General features: G+C 71.6%; 13 protein-coding genes. 11 read left to right on the top strand and 2 right to left on the bottom strand.

What is annotated here, in order from left to right:
• The first annotated feature begins 6 nt into the window (after nucleotides 1-6).
• From ACFWY9_RS07225 to ACFWY9_RS07235, 3 genes are all read left to right on the top strand, one after another.
• Complete coding sequence (locus ACFWY9_RS07225) at nucleotides 7-570, top strand: DUF3000 domain-containing protein (protein ID WP_378329619.1); 564 nt, start codon at nucleotides 7-9, stop codon at nucleotides 568-570.
• 674 nt (nucleotides 571-1,244) lie between these two features.
• On the top strand, nucleotides 1,245-1,961 hold the full coding sequence (locus tag ACFWY9_RS07230; RefSeq protein ID WP_345387391.1) for a response regulator transcription factor: 717 nt from the start codon (nucleotides 1,245-1,247) through the stop codon (nucleotides 1,959-1,961).
• A gap of 69 nt (nucleotides 1,962-2,030) precedes the next feature.
• Entirely contained in the window at nucleotides 2,031-3,287 is a 1,257-nt protein-coding gene (locus ACFWY9_RS07235; protein WP_378329618.1) for an HRDC domain-containing protein, read from the top strand.
• A 259-nt stretch (nucleotides 3,288-3,546) separates the two neighbouring features.
• Here the strand turns inward: ACFWY9_RS07235 and ACFWY9_RS07240 are convergent, their stop codons facing one another.
• Complete coding sequence (locus tag ACFWY9_RS07240) at nucleotides 3,547-4,218, bottom strand: TetR/AcrR family transcriptional regulator (protein WP_378338394.1); 672 nt, start codon at nucleotides 4,216-4,218, stop codon at nucleotides 3,547-3,549.
• Nucleotides 4,219-4,407: 189 nt separating this feature from the next.
• Between ACFWY9_RS07240 and ACFWY9_RS07245 the strand changes: the two genes are divergently transcribed.
• The 8 genes from ACFWY9_RS07245 to ACFWY9_RS07280 all read left to right on the top strand — a co-directional run bounded on the left by ACFWY9_RS07245 (nucleotide 4,408) and on the right by ACFWY9_RS07280 (nucleotide 16,901).
• Nucleotides 4,408-5,916 carry an amino acid permease gene (locus ACFWY9_RS07245; RefSeq protein ID WP_378338395.1) on the top strand — a complete coding sequence of 503 codons (1,509 nt, stop codon included), beginning with the start codon at nucleotides 4,408-4,410 and terminating at the stop codon, nucleotides 5,914-5,916.
• Nucleotides 5,917-5,940: 24 nt separating this feature from the next.
• Nucleotides 5,941-6,765, top strand: coding sequence for an urea amidolyase associated protein UAAP1 (locus ACFWY9_RS07250; protein WP_378338396.1), 825 nt, complete (start codon nucleotides 5,941-5,943; stop codon nucleotides 6,763-6,765).
• Nucleotides 6,765-7,394 (top strand): urea amidolyase associated protein UAAP2, encoded by a 630-nt coding sequence (locus tag ACFWY9_RS07255; RefSeq protein WP_378338397.1) that lies wholly within the window; start codon nucleotides 6,765-6,767, stop codon nucleotides 7,392-7,394. The genes ACFWY9_RS07250 and ACFWY9_RS07255 overlap by 1 nt, the downstream gene beginning before the upstream one ends.
• On the top strand, nucleotides 7,391-10,945 hold the full coding sequence (uca, locus tag ACFWY9_RS07260; RefSeq protein WP_378338398.1) for an urea carboxylase: 3,555 nt from the start codon (nucleotides 7,391-7,393) through the stop codon (nucleotides 10,943-10,945). The genes ACFWY9_RS07255 and uca overlap by 4 nt, the downstream gene beginning before the upstream one ends.
• Entirely contained in the window at nucleotides 10,942-12,597 is a 1,656-nt protein-coding gene (atzF, locus tag ACFWY9_RS07265; protein ID WP_378338399.1) for an allophanate hydrolase, read from the top strand. The genes uca and atzF overlap by 4 nt, the downstream gene beginning before the upstream one ends.
• Nucleotides 12,598-12,756: 159 nt before the next feature.
• The gene (locus ACFWY9_RS07270; protein WP_378329611.1) at nucleotides 12,757-13,425 is read left to right on the top strand and encodes a DUF998 domain-containing protein; all 669 of its coding nucleotides are present in this window, start codon (nucleotides 12,757-12,759) and stop codon (nucleotides 13,423-13,425) included.
• Nucleotides 13,426-13,599: 174 nt separating this feature from the next.
• Nucleotides 13,600-14,790, top strand: a complete 1,191-nt coding sequence (locus ACFWY9_RS07275) for a thiolase family protein (protein ID WP_378329643.1) — start codon at nucleotides 13,600-13,602, stop codon at nucleotides 14,788-14,790.
• Nucleotides 14,790-16,901: a 3-hydroxyacyl-CoA dehydrogenase NAD-binding domain-containing protein gene (locus ACFWY9_RS07280; protein ID WP_378338400.1), complete on the top strand. Its 2,112-nt coding sequence runs from the start codon at nucleotides 14,790-14,792 to the stop codon at nucleotides 16,899-16,901. Before ACFWY9_RS07275 ends, ACFWY9_RS07280 begins: the two co-directional genes overlap by 1 nt.
• A 64-nt stretch (nucleotides 16,902-16,965) precedes the next feature.
• Here ACFWY9_RS07280 and ACFWY9_RS07285 read toward each other — a convergent pair whose 3' ends face one another.
• Nucleotides 16,966-17,499 (bottom strand): hypothetical protein, encoded by a 534-nt coding sequence (locus ACFWY9_RS07285; protein WP_378338401.1) that lies wholly within the window; start codon nucleotides 17,497-17,499, stop codon nucleotides 16,966-16,968.
• Between the last annotated feature and the right edge of the window lie 137 nt (nucleotides 17,500-17,636).

Raw genomic sequence — 17,636 nt, forward strand, 5'->3', positions numbered from 1 at the left:
CGAAGCGTGACCGCGATGACGCCAGTGCCCGAACTCTTCCGCGAAGCCGTCGCGGCGCTGCAGTCCGTCCGGCCGCGCCCCGAGGTGACGCTGGAGACGATGCGTGCTCCCCAGCGCCTCGCCCCGTGGTCGTACGCGCTGAGCTGCGAGGTCTCCGGTCCCGCCGACGTGCTCGCCTCCGGGCGGCTCGTCCTGCTGCACGATCCGGACGGGCAGGAGGGCTGGGACGGCGTCCTGCGGATGGTGATGTACGTCCGCGCCGAGCTGGACCGCGAACTGGCCACCGACCCGTTCCTGCCCGCCGTCGGCTGGTCGTGGCTGACCGACGCGCTGGAGGCGTCCGGCGCGAGCTGGCGGGCGCTGGGCGGCACGGTCACCGAGACCTCCTCCGCGCGCTTCGGCGACATCTCCGGCCCTGCCAGGACCGACGACCTCGAACTCCGGGCGTCCTGGACGCCGGTCGACGCCGCGCTCCGCCCGCACGGGAACGCCTTCTGCCAGGTGATGGCGAGCGTCGTCGGGCTGCCGCCGGTCGGCGTCACGCTGTTCGGGCAGCGGCAGAGTTCCTGATCGCCTCCCGGAAGCCCCGCCCCAGGCCCTGAGTGCGCCGCTGCGCGCCTTGGTGGTCCAGACAAGTGTGGGGACACCCCCGCGCGCGCCCCGGCGCGGCTGAGGACTTTTCACGTCCACTCGCGGGTAGCCGGCTAGCACGTCCGGACGACCACGTTCGTGATACCTGGACCATCACGCAGTGCGACAAGATCAACACGGGCTCAACGGCCGACCCGACGGAAGTCGGATGCCGTTCACGAGGGGCGGGACGTTCCGGAACGCCCGGTATCGTCGCTCTCCGCTACCGCCGGGCGGCGATCGGAAAGTTGATCATGCCCCGGCGGGGGCCCGATTTCATCCCTCCGACGCCCCGCGGCGGCCCACCGCCGCGACCAGCACCGGCAGGTGCACGACCCATCTGCACAGCCACTTTGAAGCCGGTAACAAGAGTGCATCGTGTTCGCTGGGCGATCCGTTAGCCACCGGCTGTGTACTAGCCCGATCGTGTTACAACGAACCCCCTGAGTGACGAGTCGTTTCAGATAGATACCCATTCGATCCCCCCGCGGAAGCCTCCGGGCGGCTACAGTGCCTTTCGACGACACCACTTTCGGTCTAAAGCTGGCGCGGCTGAACGGCCGAAGGTCCCGGTGCCGGTCGGGGGGCACGACCGACTCCAGGGAGGTAGTGACGTGGCTACCGTCGGCTTATCTCAGGCCGTTCGATCCACGCCAGCCGGTGCCTTGCCGGCGAGCATGGTTCCGCACCCGCGGGAAGAGCTCTTTTCCGTATTGGTGGTCGACGACCACCCGCTGTTGAGGGAGGCAATCGCAGCACGACTCGCACAGATGGGTGCGGGCACCGTTCACGAGGCCGCGACGGTGGCCGAGGCAAGGGCGCGAGCCACGGCCACCGGGCCGTGTGACCTGGCGATCCTCGATCTCGGACTGCCGGACGGCAGCGGCATCGAGCTGGTTACGGAACTCCGTAGCCATGGCTGGCCTCGTGTCGTGGTGCTCGCGTCCTCCGACGATCCCTACGCCGTCAGATCGGCCTTCCAGGCCGGTGCGCAGGCGTACCTGCTGAAGTCCGCGTCGCCGGTGGTCGTCACCGACGGCGTGCGCAGGGTCCTCGAGGGCGGCGTCTACGCCGACCCGAGCGTGGCTCCGGTGCTGGCCACCGGAACCCGGGTCGCGGGCACCGACAACACCCCGCGCGAGCTGTCCGCTCGCGAGGTCGAGGTGTTGCAGCTCGTGGCGGACGGGCAGTCGAACAAGGAGATCGGCGAGGAACTGTCCCTCTCCGCGCTCACCGTCAAGTCGCATCTGTCCCGGATCGGGCGCAAGCTCGGCACCGGCGACCGGGCGCAGATGGTGGCGCTGGCGATGCGGGCAGGCGTGATCCGATAGCGAAAGGCGAACACCCCTGCGGGGCGGGCGGACCAGGCGCGGTGTGCCCGTCCCGTAGGGTCCTTACCCATGGGAAATGAACAGGCCGACAGGACCGGACTCGACGTGACGACCGAACCTGCCGGGCCTGTACTTCTTCGCGAGCCCGCCGAGGGCACTCCCCCGGTGATCGCGGACGCCACCGCGCTCGCCGAGGCGTGCGCGCGGCTCGCCGCGGGCAGCGGCACGATCGCCGTCGACACCGAACGCGCGTCCGGTTACCGGTACTGGCCCAAGGCGTACCTCGTCCAGATCCGCCGCGAGGGCGCCGGCACGATGCTCGTCGACCCGATCGCCGTGGCCGACGACCTGGCCCCGCTGCGGGCCGTCCTCAACGACGCCGAGTGGGTGCTGCACGCCGCGTCGCAGGATCTCCCCTGCCTCGCCGAGCTGGACCTGCGGCCCGCGGCGCTGTTCGACACCGAGCTGGCCGGGCGGCTGGCCGGGTACGAGCGGGTCGCGCTCGGCACGCTGGTCGAGCTGCTGCTCGGGTACCAGCTGGAGAAGGGGCACAGCGCCGCCGACTGGTCGAAGCGGCCGCTGCCGGTCGACTGGCTCAACTACGCCGCGCTCGACGTCGAGCTGCTGATCCCGTTGCGCGAGAAGCTCGAAGCCGAGCTGGACGCGCAGGGCAAGCTGGAATGGGCCCGCCAGGAGTTCGAGACGGTCCGCACCGCCCCGCCGCCGGCACCGCGGGCCGAGCCGTGGCGCCGGACGTCGGGCGTGCACAAGATCCGCAGCCCGCGCGGCCTCGCCGCGGTGCGCGAACTGTGGCAGGCCCGGGACGAACTGGCCCGCAAACGCGACCGCGCGCCGAGCCGCATCCTGCCGGACAGCGCGATCATCAACGCCGTCACCGCCGACCCGAAGACCGTCGAGGAACTGCAGGCGCTGCCCGTGTTCGGCGGCCGCGTGCAGCGCCGCTACAGCGCGAACTGGCTGCGGCACCTCCAGGCCGCGCGGGCGCTGCCGGCGAGTTCGCTGCCCGCCCCGGCCCAGCCCACCGACGGTCCGCCGCCGGTGAACCGCTGGGCCGACAAGGACCCCGACGCGGCCGCGCGCCTCGCCGCCGCCCGCGCTTCGCTGGCCTCGATCGCCGAACACCACCGGCTGCCGGTGGAGAACCTGCTGCTGCCGGACCTCGTCCGCCGCACCTGCTGGCGCCCGCCCGCCGATCTCTCCTCCGATGCCATCGCAGCGGCGCTCGCCGCCGGCGGTGCCCGGCCGTGGCAGATCGAGCTGACGCTGCCCGCCCTCACCAAAGCCCTCCACACCACCGCCTCCTGACCCCCGCCGTGCCCCCGGTGCCCCCGGCCGGTTGACATACCGGATCCGCATGTCACACAGGCATGTCTCAAACTCGCCGTCGGGACGTTGTCGGCTCCGGTATCCGAGGGACGCCCCAGGTGCACTGGACGCACCGAGGGGCCCCCACGTCGCACCCACCTGGACCCCCACTCGCCCGCATGCACTGAAAGCGTCCTTCATCGCGTCCAGCGCACTGAAAGCGTCCTTCAGCGCGTCCCCGTGCGCGAGAACGCGAGGATCAGGAGCGGGTCAGCAGGGCGCGGGCGGCGGCGCGCAGGGTGGCGTCCGGCGCCGGGAGACCGGCGACGCGCAGCACGCCGTCGGCGCCTTCGACCGCGTGTGCTTCGACGTCCAGAACCGGGTCGTCCCGGCGGACGATCGCGATGCTCTCCACCAGGCCGAAAACGAGGTTCGACCGGACGGCGACGTCGCTGCCGCTGCCGGACGGCGCACCGGACTCGGCGACGAGGTCCCGGTACACGGCCTTGAGCTGCTCACGTTCGGCACGGAACGGCGCGAGGTTCGGCGAGGCGATCTCGGGCAGCAGGTAGAGCGCGCCCAGGTTGTACCGCGCGCCGCCCAGCAGGCGGATGTCGGCGTAGGCCAGCGCCCACAGGCGCACCGCGGCGGGCGCGTCCCCGCCGGACAGGCCACCGGCGACCTCCAGCGACGGCCGCACCGTCGCGGCCAGCAGCGCCGCGAGAATGTCCTCTTTGGACGGAAAATGGTAGTACAGCGAGGCCTGGCGCAGTCCGGCCCGTTCGGCGATGGCGCGGGTGGTGGTCGCCGCGTACCCGGCGCCGGTGAACAACTCGCCCGCCGCCTCGAGGACCGCTTCCCTGGCGTTCTGGCTACTCGCCGCCGCCCCGCTCGCCCTCGGCCTGCCGACCCCGGTCACGTTCTTCCCCACCCGTCGATCTTGCCAGGCGCCGCCGTCCCCGCCAGGCTGTCCGAGGCATGTTACGGCGCCGCCCCGGAATCCGTAACGCGGCCCACTCACGTGTAACCCGGCACTAATGCCGGCGAGACCGGCCAGTAGTGCGATCGGCCTAATTTCGGTCGGTCGACCGAAAAATGTCCGAAAGATTCGGGAGCCCCGATGTCCCCACCGACCGCCGAGGACGCCCGCACCGACGAACTCGCCGAATTCGGCTACCGGCAAGAACTTCGCCGGTCCCTCGGCGGGTTCTCCGCGTTCGCCGCCGGCTTTTCGTTCGTCTCGATCCTCACCACCGTCTTCCAGCTCTTCGGCCTCGGCTACTCCTTCGGCGGGCCGCTGTTCTTCTGGACGTGGCCGGTGGTGCTCGGCGGGCAATTGCTCGTCGCGCTCGTCTTCGCCGAACTCGCCGCGCGGTTCCCGCTGGCCGGCTCCGTGTACCAGTGGGCAAGACGTCTGACACGGGGGTTCGCGGGCTGGCTCGCGGGCTGGATGATGCTGCTCGGCTGCGTCGTCGCGCTGGCGGGCGCGGCCATCGCGCTCCAGATCGTGCTGCCGTCGGTGTGGAGCGGCTTCCAGTTCGCCGGCGGCGATTCCTCGGTCACCTCGCCGACCGGCGCGGCCAACGCCGTCCTGCTCGGCTCGCTGCTGATCCTGTTCACCACCGCGGTCAACGCGGCGGGGGTGCGGGTCATGGCCCGGATCAACGACATCGGCGTCGCGGCGGAACTGATCGGCGTCGTGGTCCTCGTCGCCGGGCTGGCGACCTTCGCCGTGCGCGGCCCGCAGGTCGTGCTCCACAGCGTCCCGGTGGACGAGACGTCGTCCGCGCCGGGAATCGCCGGGGTGCTCGCCTCGGCACTCGCGGCCGCCTACGTGCTCTACGGGTTCGACACCGCCGCGTCGGTGGCCGAGGAAACCCGCGACGCCCGGCGTAAAGCGCCTCGCGCGGTCCTGCGCGCGTTGCTCGTCGCCGGGGTGGGCGGGCTCGCGGTCGTGCTGACCGCGCTCATGGCGGCCCCGAGCCTCACCGACGGGCAGCTCGCCGGACGCGGCCTGCCGTACGTCATCACGGCCGTCTTCGGCGACACGCTCGGCAGGGTGTTCCTCGCCGACGTCGCCATCGCGGTGGTGGTCTGCACCCTCACCATCCAGACCGGCACGGTCCGGCTGATCTACGCGATGGCTCGCGACGGCGCACTGCCCGGCGCCGCCCGGCTCGCCGGCGTCAACCCCCGCACCGGGACGCCGATCGCCCCGGCGATCCTCTCCGGCGCGCTCGCGATCGGCCTGCTGCTGCTCAACGTCGGCAACCCGACGGTGTTCAGCACGATCACCGGCACCTCGGTGGTCGTGGTCTACCTCGCCTATCTGCTCGTCACCGCGCCGCTGCTCATCGCCCGGCTGCGCGGCCGCTTCGCGGGCGAGCCCGGCCGGTTTTCCTTGGGCCGCTGGGCGATCCCGGTCAACGTCGCCGCCGTCGCGTACGGCGTCGCGATGATCGTGAACATCGCCTGGCCCCGCCCGCGCGTGTACGACACCGACGGCACGGGCTCGCTCGGGATGCTGCTGTTCCCGATCGAATTCACCGGCGCGGCACTGGTGCTCGGCCTGCTCTGCTGGGCCCGGCTGCGCCGCCGCGCCGCGCCCGTCGCCGAACCCGCCCTGTAACCCCTACCGAGAAGGAGGACACCGATGAGTACCACCGCCACCACCTATGGCGCGCGGGACCACGCCCGCGCACAAGCGGGCACGGTCGTCGACACCATGCCCATCATCCCGGCGCACACCGCCGAGCCGCCCGCCGGCGTCGCGGCCACCAACCTCACCTGGGCGGAGACCGTGGCCGGTGGCGGCTACACGCACAGGGTGCTGGCCCGCGGCACCCGGCTGCGGCTGACCGACCCCACCGGCGACGCCTGCGCGCATCTGCTGCTGTTCAACGCCGACGCGCCGTGGGAGCGGCTGAACGTGGCGGACACGGTGAAGGTGCAGTGGAACGCCTATCTCGGCGAGTCGGTGGCGTTGCTGTCGGACCAGGCCCGCGTGCTCGCCACCCTCGTCGCCGACAGCGGCGGCAGGCACGACGCGCTGTGCGGAACGTCCACTGTGGATGGTAATGCCGAGCGCTACGGCGACGGCAGCCCGCAGGGCCCCTCCCCCGCCGGACTGGCGCTGTTCACCCTGGCGGCGGCGAAACACGGGCTCACCCCGCGCGATCTGCCGCCGAGCCTCTCGTTCTTCCAGGGCGTCCGCGTCGGCGGCGCGGGCGAGCTGGAGTTCACCGGCTCCGCCGGGGCGGGGCACACCGTCGAACTGCGGACCGAGCTCCCGGTCGTCGTGCTGATCGCCAATGTCCCGCATCCGCTGGATCCGCGGGAATACACGAGCGGCCCGCTGCAGATACTGGCCTGGCGCGACCGTCCCTCCACACCGGACAGTCCGGAGTGGACACACACGCCGGAGGCGCAGCGCGCGTTCGAGAACACCGCCGACTACCTCACCGCACGGGGGCTGTGATGACCACCGCGACGACCACCGTCCTCGACACCGAAGTCCTGGCGCGCGCCCCGTTCTCCACGGTACTCCGCGAAGGACAGGAGCTGGCGATCATCGACACCGGCGGCAACCAGGCCGTCGACTTCCTGTGCTACGACGCGGCCGACACGGCCAAACGCTACAGCGCGGCGGCGACGATCACCGCGCAGCGCAACATCTTCCTCACCACCGGCAGCGTCCTGCGCACCGGCGAGGGCGCGCCGCTGCTGACCGTCGTGGCCGACACCTGCGGGCGGCACGACACCCTCGGCGGCGCCTGCAGCAAGGAGTCCAACAGCCTCCGCTACGGCCAGCACACCCGGTTCCAGCACGCGTGCGTGGAGAACTTCCTCATCGAGGGCGCCAAATGGGGGCTGGGCAAACGGGATCTGGTGAGCAACGTCAACTGGTACATGAACGTGCCGGTCGAGCCCGACGGCACGCTCGGCATCGTGGACGGCATCTCCGCGCCCGGACTGGAGGTCCGGCTGCGCGCGGAGACCGGCGTGCTGGTGCTGATCTCGAACTGCCCGCAGATCAACAACCCGTGCAACGGCTTCGATCCGACCCCGATCCGGATTCTCGTCACCGAACCGGGGGGCGAGGCGTGAAGCTGCTGGTCGCCAACCGCGGCGAGATCGCCGTCCGCGTCCTGCGCAGCGCACGCGAGCTGGACCTGCCGACCGTGGCCGTGTACTCCGACGCCGACCGGACCGCGCCCCACGTCCGGCTGGCAGACGAAGCGGTGCGGCTCGGCCCGGCCCCGGCCGCCGAGAGCTATCTGAGAGCGGACGCGATCCTCGACGCGGCGGGCGCCACCGGGGCGGACGCCATCCACCCCGGCTACGGCTTCCTGTCCGAGGACGCCGCGTTCGCCCACGCCGTCGAGGCCGCCGGAATAACGTTCGCCGGGCCCACTCCCGGACAGCTGGAGGTGTTCGGCGGCAAGCACACCGCCCGCGAGGCGGCGGTCGCCGCCGGGGTGCCGCTGCTGCCGGGCACCGGCCTGCTCGCGAGCCTCGACGACGCGCTGGCCGCGGCGGACCGGATCGGCTACCCGGTGATGCTCAAGGCGACCGGCGGGGGCGGCGGCATCGGCATGCGGGCCTGCGCCACGGCCGGGGAACTGGCCGAGGCGTGGGAATCCGTGCGCGCGGTCGCGGCGAAGAGCTTCACCGGTTCCGGCGTGTTCCTCGAACGGCTCGTCCGGCACGCGCGGCATGTCGAGGTCCAGGTGTTCGGTGACGGCGATGGCGACGTCCTCGCGCTGGGGACCCGGGATTGTTCGCTGCAGCGGCGCAACCAGAAGGTCGTCGAGGAATGCCCGGCGCCCGGGATCCCCGATGCGGTCGAGGCCCGGCTGATCGAGTCGGCGGTCGCGCTGTGCGGTTCGGTGCGGTACCGCTCGGCGGGGACGGTCGAGTTCGTCTACGACCCCGAGCGCGAGGAGGCCGCGTTCCTCGAAGTCAACACGCGGCTGCAGGTCGAGCACCCGGTGACCGAGGCCGTGTACGGCGTCGACCTCGTGGCCTGGATGCTGCGGCTCGCCCAGGGCGACCGCGGAATGTTCGACGACGCACCGGAACCACGCGGGCACGCTGTCGAGGCCCGCGTGTACGCCGAGGATCCGAGCGCGGGACATCGCCCGAGCGCCGGGCTGGTCACCGGTGTCTCACTGCCGCGGGAGTCCCGTGTGGACACCTGGATCGAGGCGGGCTCGATCGTCACCACGCACTACGATCCCTTGCTCGCCAAGGTGATCTGTGCCGGTGAGGACCGCGCGACGGCGCTGGCGGCGCTACGGGACGCGCTGGCCACGACCCGGGTCGACGGCGTCCGCACCAACCTCGGCCAGCTCCGCTCCGCCGTGACGGACGCCCGGTTCCGCGAGGCCGCCCACGACACCGCGACGCTGGACGACGTCACCGACGACGAACCGCGGATCGAGGTCCGGCGCGGCGGCACGATGACCACCGTGCAGGAATGGCCGGGCCGCACCGGGTTCTGGCACGTCGGGGTGCCACCGAGCGGGCCGATGGACGACCGTTCGTTCCGGCTGGGCAACACCGCGCTCGGCAACCCCGAGGGTGCCGCCGGGATCGAGTGCACTGTGGACGGTGTGACCCTCCGCTTTTCGCGGGGCACCACGGTTTGCGTCACGGGCGCGCCCACCACGGTCACCCTCGACGGCGGCGGTATTCCCTTGTGGACGCCGGTCGTCGTCCCGGCGGGCGGCGAGCTCGACGTCGGCGCGTGCACGGCGGGGCTGCGCAGCTACGTCCTCGTGCGAGGCGGCGTCGACGTCCCCGCGTTCCTGGGCAGCGCGGCGACGTTCACGCTCGGGAAGTTCGGCGGGCACGGCGGGCGCACGCTCGCCGCGGGCGACGTCCTGTATCCCGGCCCCGCGCCCGCCGACGACGTCGCCGGGCCGGTCCCGGCGGCCGACCGGCCGGAATTCCCCGCCCAGTGGGAAATCGGGGCGGTGGAAGGACCGCACGCGGCACCGGAGTTCTTCATCCCCGAGGACGTCGAGACGTTCTACCGCACGGGCTGGCGGGTGCACTTCAACTCGGCGCGCACCGGCGTCCGGCTGATCGGGCCCCGGCCGTCCTGGGCCCGCGCGGACGGCGGCGAGGCCGGGCTGCACCCGTCCAACATCCACGACACGCCCTACGCGATCGGCGCCGTCGACTACACCGGCGACCTGCCGATCCTGCTCGGGCCGGACGGGCCCAGCCTCGGCGGGTTCGTCTGCCCCGCCACCGTCGCGACCGGCGAACGCTGGAAGCTCGGGCAGCTGCGGCCAGGGGACACCGTGCGGTTCGTGCCGATCACCACCGAGCACGCCGCCGAACTCCGCCGCGTACCCGCCACGGCACCCGCGCCGAGCCGCCCCGCGCTCGGCGACGGCGGCGTCCTCGGCCGTCTGTCCACAAGCGACGAAGAGCCGTCGGTGACCTACCGGCGCAGCGGGGACGACAATCTGCTGATCGAGTACGGCGAGATGACGCTGGATCTCGCGCTGCGGATGCGGGTGCACGCGCTGGCCGAGCGGCTGGCGGCCGAGGGAGTGCCCGGGATCGTCGACCTGACGCCGGGAATCCGGTCGCTGCAGGTGCACGTCGACCCGGACGCGCTGCCGGTGGCGAAGGCGCTCGGCCTGGTCCGCGAGCTGGAGCGGGAGCTGCCGCCGACCGCGGACCTGGTGGTGCCGAGCCGGTCGGTGCGGCTGCCGTTGTCCTGGGACGACCCGGCCACGCGGGAGGCCATCGAGCGGTACATGACCGGGGTGCGGGACGACGCGCCGTGGTGCCCGTGGAACATCGAGTTCATCCGCCGGGTCAACGGGCTGTCCACTGTGGACGACGTGTACCGGACGGTGTTCGACGCGGAATACCTGGTGCTCGGCCTCGGCGACGTCTACCTCGGTGCTCCGGTGGCGACCCCGCTGGACCCGCGGCACCGGCTGGTGACCACGAAGTACAACCCGGCGCGGACGTGGACCGCGGAGAACTCCGTCGGCATCGGCGGGTCCTACCTGTGCGTCTACGGGATGGAGGGGCCGGGCGGCTACCAGTTCGTCGGGCGCACCACGCAGGTGTGGAGCGGCTGGCACCAGCGCGGCTCGTTCGCGCCGGGATCGCCGTGGCTGCTGCGGTTCTTCGACCGCATCTCGTGGTATCCCGTGTCCGCCGGGGAACTTCTCGAACTGCGGGCGCACAACGCCGCCGGGCAACTGGAACTGGACATCACCGACGGCGAGTTCGCACTGGCGGACTACCAGCGCTTCCTCGCGGACAACGCGGCGAGCATCGCCGAGTTCCGCGCGAGGCAGTCGGCGGCGTTCGAGGCGGAACGGCGGGCGTGGGCGGCGGCGGGCGAGTTCGATCCGAAGCCCGAGCCGGAACCCACGACGCTCGCGCCGGTGCGGGTCCAGGCACCGCCGGGCGGGCACGTCGTCGAAGCACCCTTCGCCGCGACGGTCTGGCGCGTCGACGTCCGGCCCGGCGACCGGGTCGGCGGCGCGCAGTCGCTCGTGACGCTGGAGGCGATGAAGACCGAGGCCCGGATTCCCGCGCCGTCGGACGGAAAGGTGGTCGAGGTGCTGGTCTCCCCCGGCGATCAGGTGGTTCCCGGAACGCCGCTGGTGGTGCTGACGTGAGCGTCGTGGAGCGGGTCCGGGCCGCCTACGCGCGGATCGCCCAGGTGGACCGGCCGGAGATCTGGATCGACCTGCGTCCCGAGACCGAGGTGCTCGCGGACGCGGCGGCGCTCGAAGCCCGGCGCGACATGGGTGAGGCACTGCCGCTGTACGGGAAGCTGGCCGCGGTCAAGGGAAACATCGACGTCGCCGGGCTGCCGACCACCGCGGGCTGCCCGGCCTACGCCTACCGTCCCACCGAGGACGCGCCGGCGGTGGCCCGGTTACGCGCGGCGGGGGCACTGATCCTCGGCACCACCAACCTGGACCAGTTCGCGACCGGGCTCGTCGGCACCCGCAGCCCGTACGGCGCCGTCCGCAACGCCGTGGATCCGTCCCGGATTTCCGGCGGGTCGAGTGCGGGGTCGGCGGTCGCGGTCGCACTGGGCGTCGTCGATCTCGCGCTCGGCACCGACACCGCCGGATCGGGCCGGGTTCCCGCCGCGCTCAACGGGATCGTCGGGCTCAAGCCGACGCGCGGTCTGATCCCGGCGCGCGGGGTGGTGCCCGCGTGCCGGAGCATCGACTGCGTCAGCGTCTTCGCGAGGACGGTCGACGAGGCCACGCTCGCCCTCGGCTGCCTGGCCGGGCCGGACGCCGACGATCCGACGTCACGGACGGCTCCGCCCACCCGGCGCGTCCCGGGGCGCGCGCGGATCGGGATCCCGCGGCCCGGTCAGCTCGGCGAACTCCGCGCGGGCTGGGCGGACGCCTTCGCGCGGGCCGCGTCCGATTTCCCCGGTGCCGAACTGGTCACAGTGGACATCGAGCCGTTCCTCCAGGCTGCCCGGCTGTTGTACGAAGGCGCTTTCGTCGCCGAGCGGTACACGGCGGTCGGCGAATTCCTGGAGAGTCACCCGGGCGACGTCGACCCGACGGTGTTCTCGATCATCACCGGTGCGCGGGATCTGCCCGCGCACCGGGTGTTCGCGGACTTCGAAACCTTGGACCGGCTCCGGCTCCACACGGACGCGGTGTTGTCCACAGTGGACGCTCTGCTGCTGCCAACGACCACGGACCACCCGGCACTGGCCGAGGTGGCGGCGGATCCGGCCGGGGTGAACACGCGGCTCGGCCGGTTCACCAACTTCGCCAATCTGCTCGACCTGTCCTCGCTGGCGATCCCGGCGGGCGAGGTGGGCGGGCTGCCGTTCGGCGTGATGCTCGTCGGCCGCGCGTTCGACGATCCGCTCCTCGCCGACCTCGCCCGGAGCGTCCCGGCGCGAGCCAGGATCGTCGTGGTGGGCGCACATCTGCGAGGCCAGCCGCTGAACCACGAGCTGACGTCGCGGGGCGGCCGGTTCGTCTCGGCGGCCGCCACCACGCCGGAATACCGGCTGTACGCACTGGACACGACGCCGCCGAAACCCGGGCTCGTCCGGGTCGCCGACGGCGGCGCGGCGATCGCCGCCGAGGTGTGGGAACTTCCCGTGCGCGGGTTCGGCGAATTCGTCGGCGGCGTCCCGGCACCGTTGACGATCGGGAAAGTCCGGCTCGCGGACGGCGCGGTCGTCTCGGGATTCCTCTGCGAACCGGGCGCTTGCGACGGCGCCGCCGACATCACCGGACACGAAGGGTGGCTGTCCTACCGGAAAGCGCTCACCGGAACGTAACCGTTTCGCCGCCCAGCTGTGCGGTACGAGCCGTTCAGAGGTGATCCTCTGACTGCCGATAACCACAGGGAGAAAACAATTCCCCACCGGAACCCGGCGGGGTGGGCACGCCACCTCGCCGGGCAGCGGGGATGTCCCGTACGGCTTCGGAGGCGGCCCATGACCCCGGCGACCCCATCCCCGTCGACCACCCTCGTGCATTCGTACCTGTTCCTGCGCCGCGCGATCGGCGTCATCGGCCTCGCGCTGCCGGTGCTGCTCATCGTCGGCACACTCGCCGTCGACGGCGGCGGGCTGCTGAACTCGATCAGCGGCTACTACTACACGTCCACGCGGGACGTGTTCGTCGGCAGCATGTGCGCGATCGGCGTCTTCCTGCTGTCCTACCACGGTTACAGCCGCCTCGACGACGTCGCCGGCAACCTCGCCGCGATCGCCGCGATCGGGCTGGCGGTGTGCCCGACCACGCCCGCGCACGCGACGTCGACGGACCGGGTGCTGGGCGTCCTGCACCTCGTGTTCGCCTCGGTGTTCTTCCTGACGCTCGCGTTCTTCTGCCTGTTCCTGTTCACCAAATCGGACAAGGCGGACCCGACGCGGCGCAAGATCGACCGCAACCGCGTCTACGTCGCCGCGGGCGTGGTGATCCTGGCCTCACTGGCGCTCATCGTCGTCACCAGCCTGGTCCCCGTCGCCACCACACTGCATCCCGCGCTGTGGCTGGAGACGGCCGCGATCCTCGCGTTCGGCTTCGCATGGCTGACCAAGGGCGAGGCGATCCTGGCCGACGTGTCCCCCGCGGAAGAGGTCAGTCCCGCGGTCGCCTGAGCCGCCAGGAAGGGGCACGGCACCACCCGCGAGTGTGCCGTGTCCCACTCGACCGGGCCACTCCCCTGGTTACCCGTGGGTAACAAGGGCTATCGTGCGGGCAGGATTTCTCTGCCGACATCAGGAGCATTCGTGGCCGCACCAGCAACGCCGCTCGCGCCGAACGCGCGAGGCGTGCGCAACGTCGTGTTCGTCGAGGGGGTACGGACCCCGTTCGGCAAGGCGGGCGACAAGGGCATCTACGCCGGGACCCGTGCCGACGACCTCGTCGTCAACGCCATCCGGGAGCTGCTGCGGCGGCACCCCGAACTGCCGCCCGAGCGCGTCGACGAGGTGGCCATCGCCGCCACCACGCAGATCGGCGACCAGGGGCTGACCATCGGGCGCACCGCCGCGCTGCTGGCCGGGCTGCCCAAGTCCGTGCCCGGGTTCGCCATCGACCGCATGTGCGCCGGCGCGATGACCGCGGTCACCACGACCGCGTCCGGGATCGGGTTCGGCGCCTACGACATCGCCATCGCGGGCGGCGTCGAGCACATGGGCAGGCACCCGATGGGCGAGGGCGTCGACCCGAACCCGCGGATCATCGCCGACAAGCTTGTCGACCCGACCGCGCTCGTCATGGGCCAGACCGCGGAGAACCTGCACGACCGGTTCCCCGAGATCACCAAGCAGCGCACCGACGCGTTCGCCGCGCGCAGCCAGGAGAAGTACGCCGAAGCCGTCAAGACCGGCAAGATCGGCCCCGAGCTGGTGCCGGTCGCGACCCGGTCCGCCGAGCTGGGCTGGGGCCTGGCCACCGAGGACGAGCCGCCGCGGCCGGGCACCACGGTCGAGCAGCTCGCCGGGCTGAAGACGCCGTTCCGCCCGCACGGCCGGGTCACCGCGGGCAACGCCGCGGGCCTCAACGACGGTGCCACCGCGGCGATCCTCGCCGACGAGGACACCGCCCGCGAGCTGGGCCTGCCGGTCGGGATGCGGCTGGTCGGCTACTCCTTCGCCGGCGTCGAGCCGGAGGTGATGGGCATCGGGCCGGTGCCCGCCACCGAGAAGCTGTTCCAGCGCACCGGGCTGTCGATCGACGACATCGGGCTGTTCGAGATCAACGAGGCGTTCGCCGTGCAGGTGCTCGCCTTCCTCGACCACTTCGGCATCGCCGACGACGACCCGCGCGTCAACCAGTGGGGCGGCGCTATCGCGTGCGGGCACCCGCTCGCGTCGTCCGGCGTCCGGCTGATGACGCAGCTGTCGCGCCAGTTCGCCGAACGCCCCGACGTGCGCTACGGCATCACCACGATGTGCATCGGTATCGGCATGGGCGGCACCGTGATCTGGGAGAACCCGGCTTTCGAGGGGGCCAAGTAATGACTTTCACCGCTGAAGAAGCCAAGGCCGCCTTCCCCGACGAGGTCGTCACCGTCGCGAAGACCCGGCTGGTCAAGGTGCCCGGGCTGGACAAGCCGGTCGCACTGGTCACCTTGGACAACGGCCACGACCACACCCGGCCCAACACGTTCGGCCCGCAGGGTCTCGTGTCGCTGAACTCCGCGCTGGACGAGGCGTTCGCCGCCGAGCCGGCCGCGATCGCGGTCACCGGCAAGCCGTTCATCTTCGCCGTCGGCGCCGACCTTTCCGGGGTCGAGGCCGTGTCGGATCCGAAGCTCGCGCGGGAGATCGCGCAGACCGGGCACGACGTGTTCCGGCGGCTCACCGAGACCGAGATCCCGACGTTCGGGTTCGTCAACGGCGCGGTGATGGGCGGCGGGCTCGAACTCGCGCTGTCGTGCCACTACCGGACGCTGTCGGAGAACACCGCGGCCATCGCGTTCCCCGAGGTCTTCCTCGGCCTGTTCCCCGGCTGGGGTGGCACGCAGCTGCTGCCGAACCTGATCGGCCCGGACGCCGCGGTGACCGTGATCATCGAGAACGCCTTGGCGCAGAACAAGATGCTGAAGGTGCGGCAGGCGGCCGAGCTGGGCATCGTGGACGAGGTCTTCGGCTCCGCGGACTACCTGGAGCAGTCGCTGCTCTGGCTGTCCAAAGTGGTCCGTGGTGAGATCACCCCTGCCCGGCGCGAGATCGACCGCAGTTCCGGCTGGGACGCGGCCATCGCCCGCGCCAAGTCCATTGTGGACGGCCGGACGCACGGAGCGTCACCGGGCGCGACCAAGGCGGTCGAGCTGCTGGAGCTGGCGCGGGAGAACGATCTCGACCGGGGCTACGCGGCCGAGACGGACGGGCTCGCCGAACTGCTCATGAGCGACGTCCTGCGTGCCGGGCTGTACTCGTTCAACCTGGTCAACAAGCGGGCCAAGCGCCCGGCGGGCGCGCCGGACAAGTCGTTGGCGCGCAAGGTGAACAAGGTCGGCATCGTCGGTGCGGGCCTGATGGCCAGCCAGCTCGCGCTGCTGTTCGTGCGCCGGCTGAAGGTGCCGGTCGTGCTCACCGACGTCGACCAGGAGCGCGTCGACAAGGGCGTCGGCTACGTCCACGACGAGATCGACAAGCTCCTGGCCAAGAAGCGCGTCTCCCCCGACGGCGCCAACCGGCTCAAGGCGCTGGTGACCGGTTCGCTCGACAAGGCCGCCTTCTCCGACGCCGACTTCGTCATCGAGGCGGTGTTCGAGGAGCTGGGCGTCAAGCAGCAGGTGTTCGCCGAGCTGGAGCAGCACGTGTCCCCCGAGGCGATCCTCGCGACGAACACCTCGTCGCTGTCGATCACCGCGATGGCCTCGAAGCTCCAGCACCCCGAGCGCGTGGTCGGGTTCCACTTCTTCAACCCGGTCGCCGTGCTGCCGCTGCTGGAGATCGTGCGCGGCGAGCAGACCGACGACGCTTCGCTCGCGACGGCGTTCGCGGTCGGCAAGCAGCTCAAGAAGTCCAGCGTGCTGGTGAAGGACGCTTCGGCGTTCGTAGTCAACCGGCTGCTGCTGCGCTTCCTCGGCGAAGTGCTCGTCGCCGTCGACGAGGGCACGCCGTTCGAGGTCGCCGACTCGGCGCTGGAACCGCTCGGGCTGCCGATGACCCCGCTGACGCTCATGCAGCTCGTCGGCCCGGCCATCGCGCTGCACGTCGGCGAGACGCTGCACGAGGCGTTCCCGGACCGGTTCACCGTCAGCGAAAACCTGGCGAAGTTCGTGAAGGCGGGCAAGCGGGGCGTCTGGGTCTGGGACGACAAGGGCAACCAGTCCGCCGACCCCGAGGTCGTCGAGCTGTGGACGCAGGGCGACAAGCCGTCCACCGCGGAGCAGGTGCGTGAGCGTGCCCTCGGCGCGATCGCCGAAGAGATCCGGATCATGCTCGACGAGGGCGTGGTCGCGGAGGCGCAGGACATCGACCTGTGCCTGATCCTCGGCGCGGGCTGGCCGTTCTGGCTCGGCGGCATCACGCCGTACCTGGACCGCTCCGGCGTCTCCGAACGCGTCAACGGCAAGCCGTTCCTGGCGCCGGGCGTCGCTTCGGTGCCGGTGGCGTAAGTTCCGTCAAGGCCACCTTACGGGCGTCTCGTGCCCGCAAGGTGGCCTTGACGGCATTCCGGGGTCAGTACTCGCCGCTGGGCGGGCAGGACGGAGTCGCCGTCGCGGCGGGCATGCCGGGCGGCGGGTGAGCGGGATCGAGCACGACCACCTTCTTGGCCTCGGGATAACGCCTGCGTAGTTCGGCGGTCCACTCCTCCAGGTCCACGCCGCGCTGCGGAAGCAGGTTCAGCGACGCGGGCATCGCCGCCGGGTCCGAGTTCTCCACGAGATTCGGGTGGTCGGCGAAGATACGCTTGAAGCGTTCCCAGGCTTCGGCCCTGGTTTCGGTGAACACCCGGCGGGTTTTCGGATCACCGTGGAAACTGCCCGAAGCCCGGGTCATCATTTCGTCGGTGTCGAAATACATCGTCACCGAGGCCCCGCACACATTCCGTCCCGCCGCGGGCACCGGGTTCGTGTCCACCGGCAGCGCCTCGGGCTGGACGAGGCGCGCGACCAGCAACGCCAGGCCGACGCCCGCGGCCGCCGCCAGCACGAGTACCGGGATCAGGATCTTGATCAGGTTCGGCCACGACCCGGCCGGTCTGTCGCTCACGGGACGATCATCACACAACGGCGGCCGTGGGGCGCCGGGGGACCCCCCCGTCACACGCCCCCCGGAACGGCCCGCCCACACAGCCACCCCCGCCGGCGCGGGGGGGGGGGTGTTATTAAAAAAAAAAAGCCCCCCAG

This window comes from Amycolatopsis sp. NPDC059027, assembly GCF_042739735.1.
Lineage (GTDB): Bacteria > Actinomycetota > Actinomycetes > Mycobacteriales > Pseudonocardiaceae > Amycolatopsis.

Excerpts from the sequence above, each read along its gene's own strand:
- ACFWY9_RS07235 (WP_378329618.1), top strand. The coding sequence starts at position 2,031 with ATGGGAAATGAACAGGCCGACAGGACCGGACTCGACGTGACGACCGAA.
- ACFWY9_RS07245 (WP_378338395.1), top strand. The coding sequence starts at position 4,408 with ATGTCCCCACCGACCGCCGAGGACGCCCGCACCGACGAACTCGCCGAA.
- ACFWY9_RS07250 (WP_378338396.1), top strand. The coding sequence starts at position 5,941 with ATGAGTACCACCGCCACCACCTATGGCGCGCGGGACCACGCCCGCGCA.
- ACFWY9_RS07255 (WP_378338397.1), top strand. The coding sequence starts at position 6,765 with ATGACCACCGCGACGACCACCGTCCTCGACACCGAAGTCCTGGCGCGC.
- ACFWY9_RS07270 (WP_378329611.1), top strand. The coding sequence starts at position 12,757 with ATGACCCCGGCGACCCCATCCCCGTCGACCACCCTCGTGCATTCGTAC.
- ACFWY9_RS07280 (WP_378338400.1), top strand. The coding sequence starts at position 14,790 with ATGACTTTCACCGCTGAAGAAGCCAAGGCCGCCTTCCCCGACGAGGTC.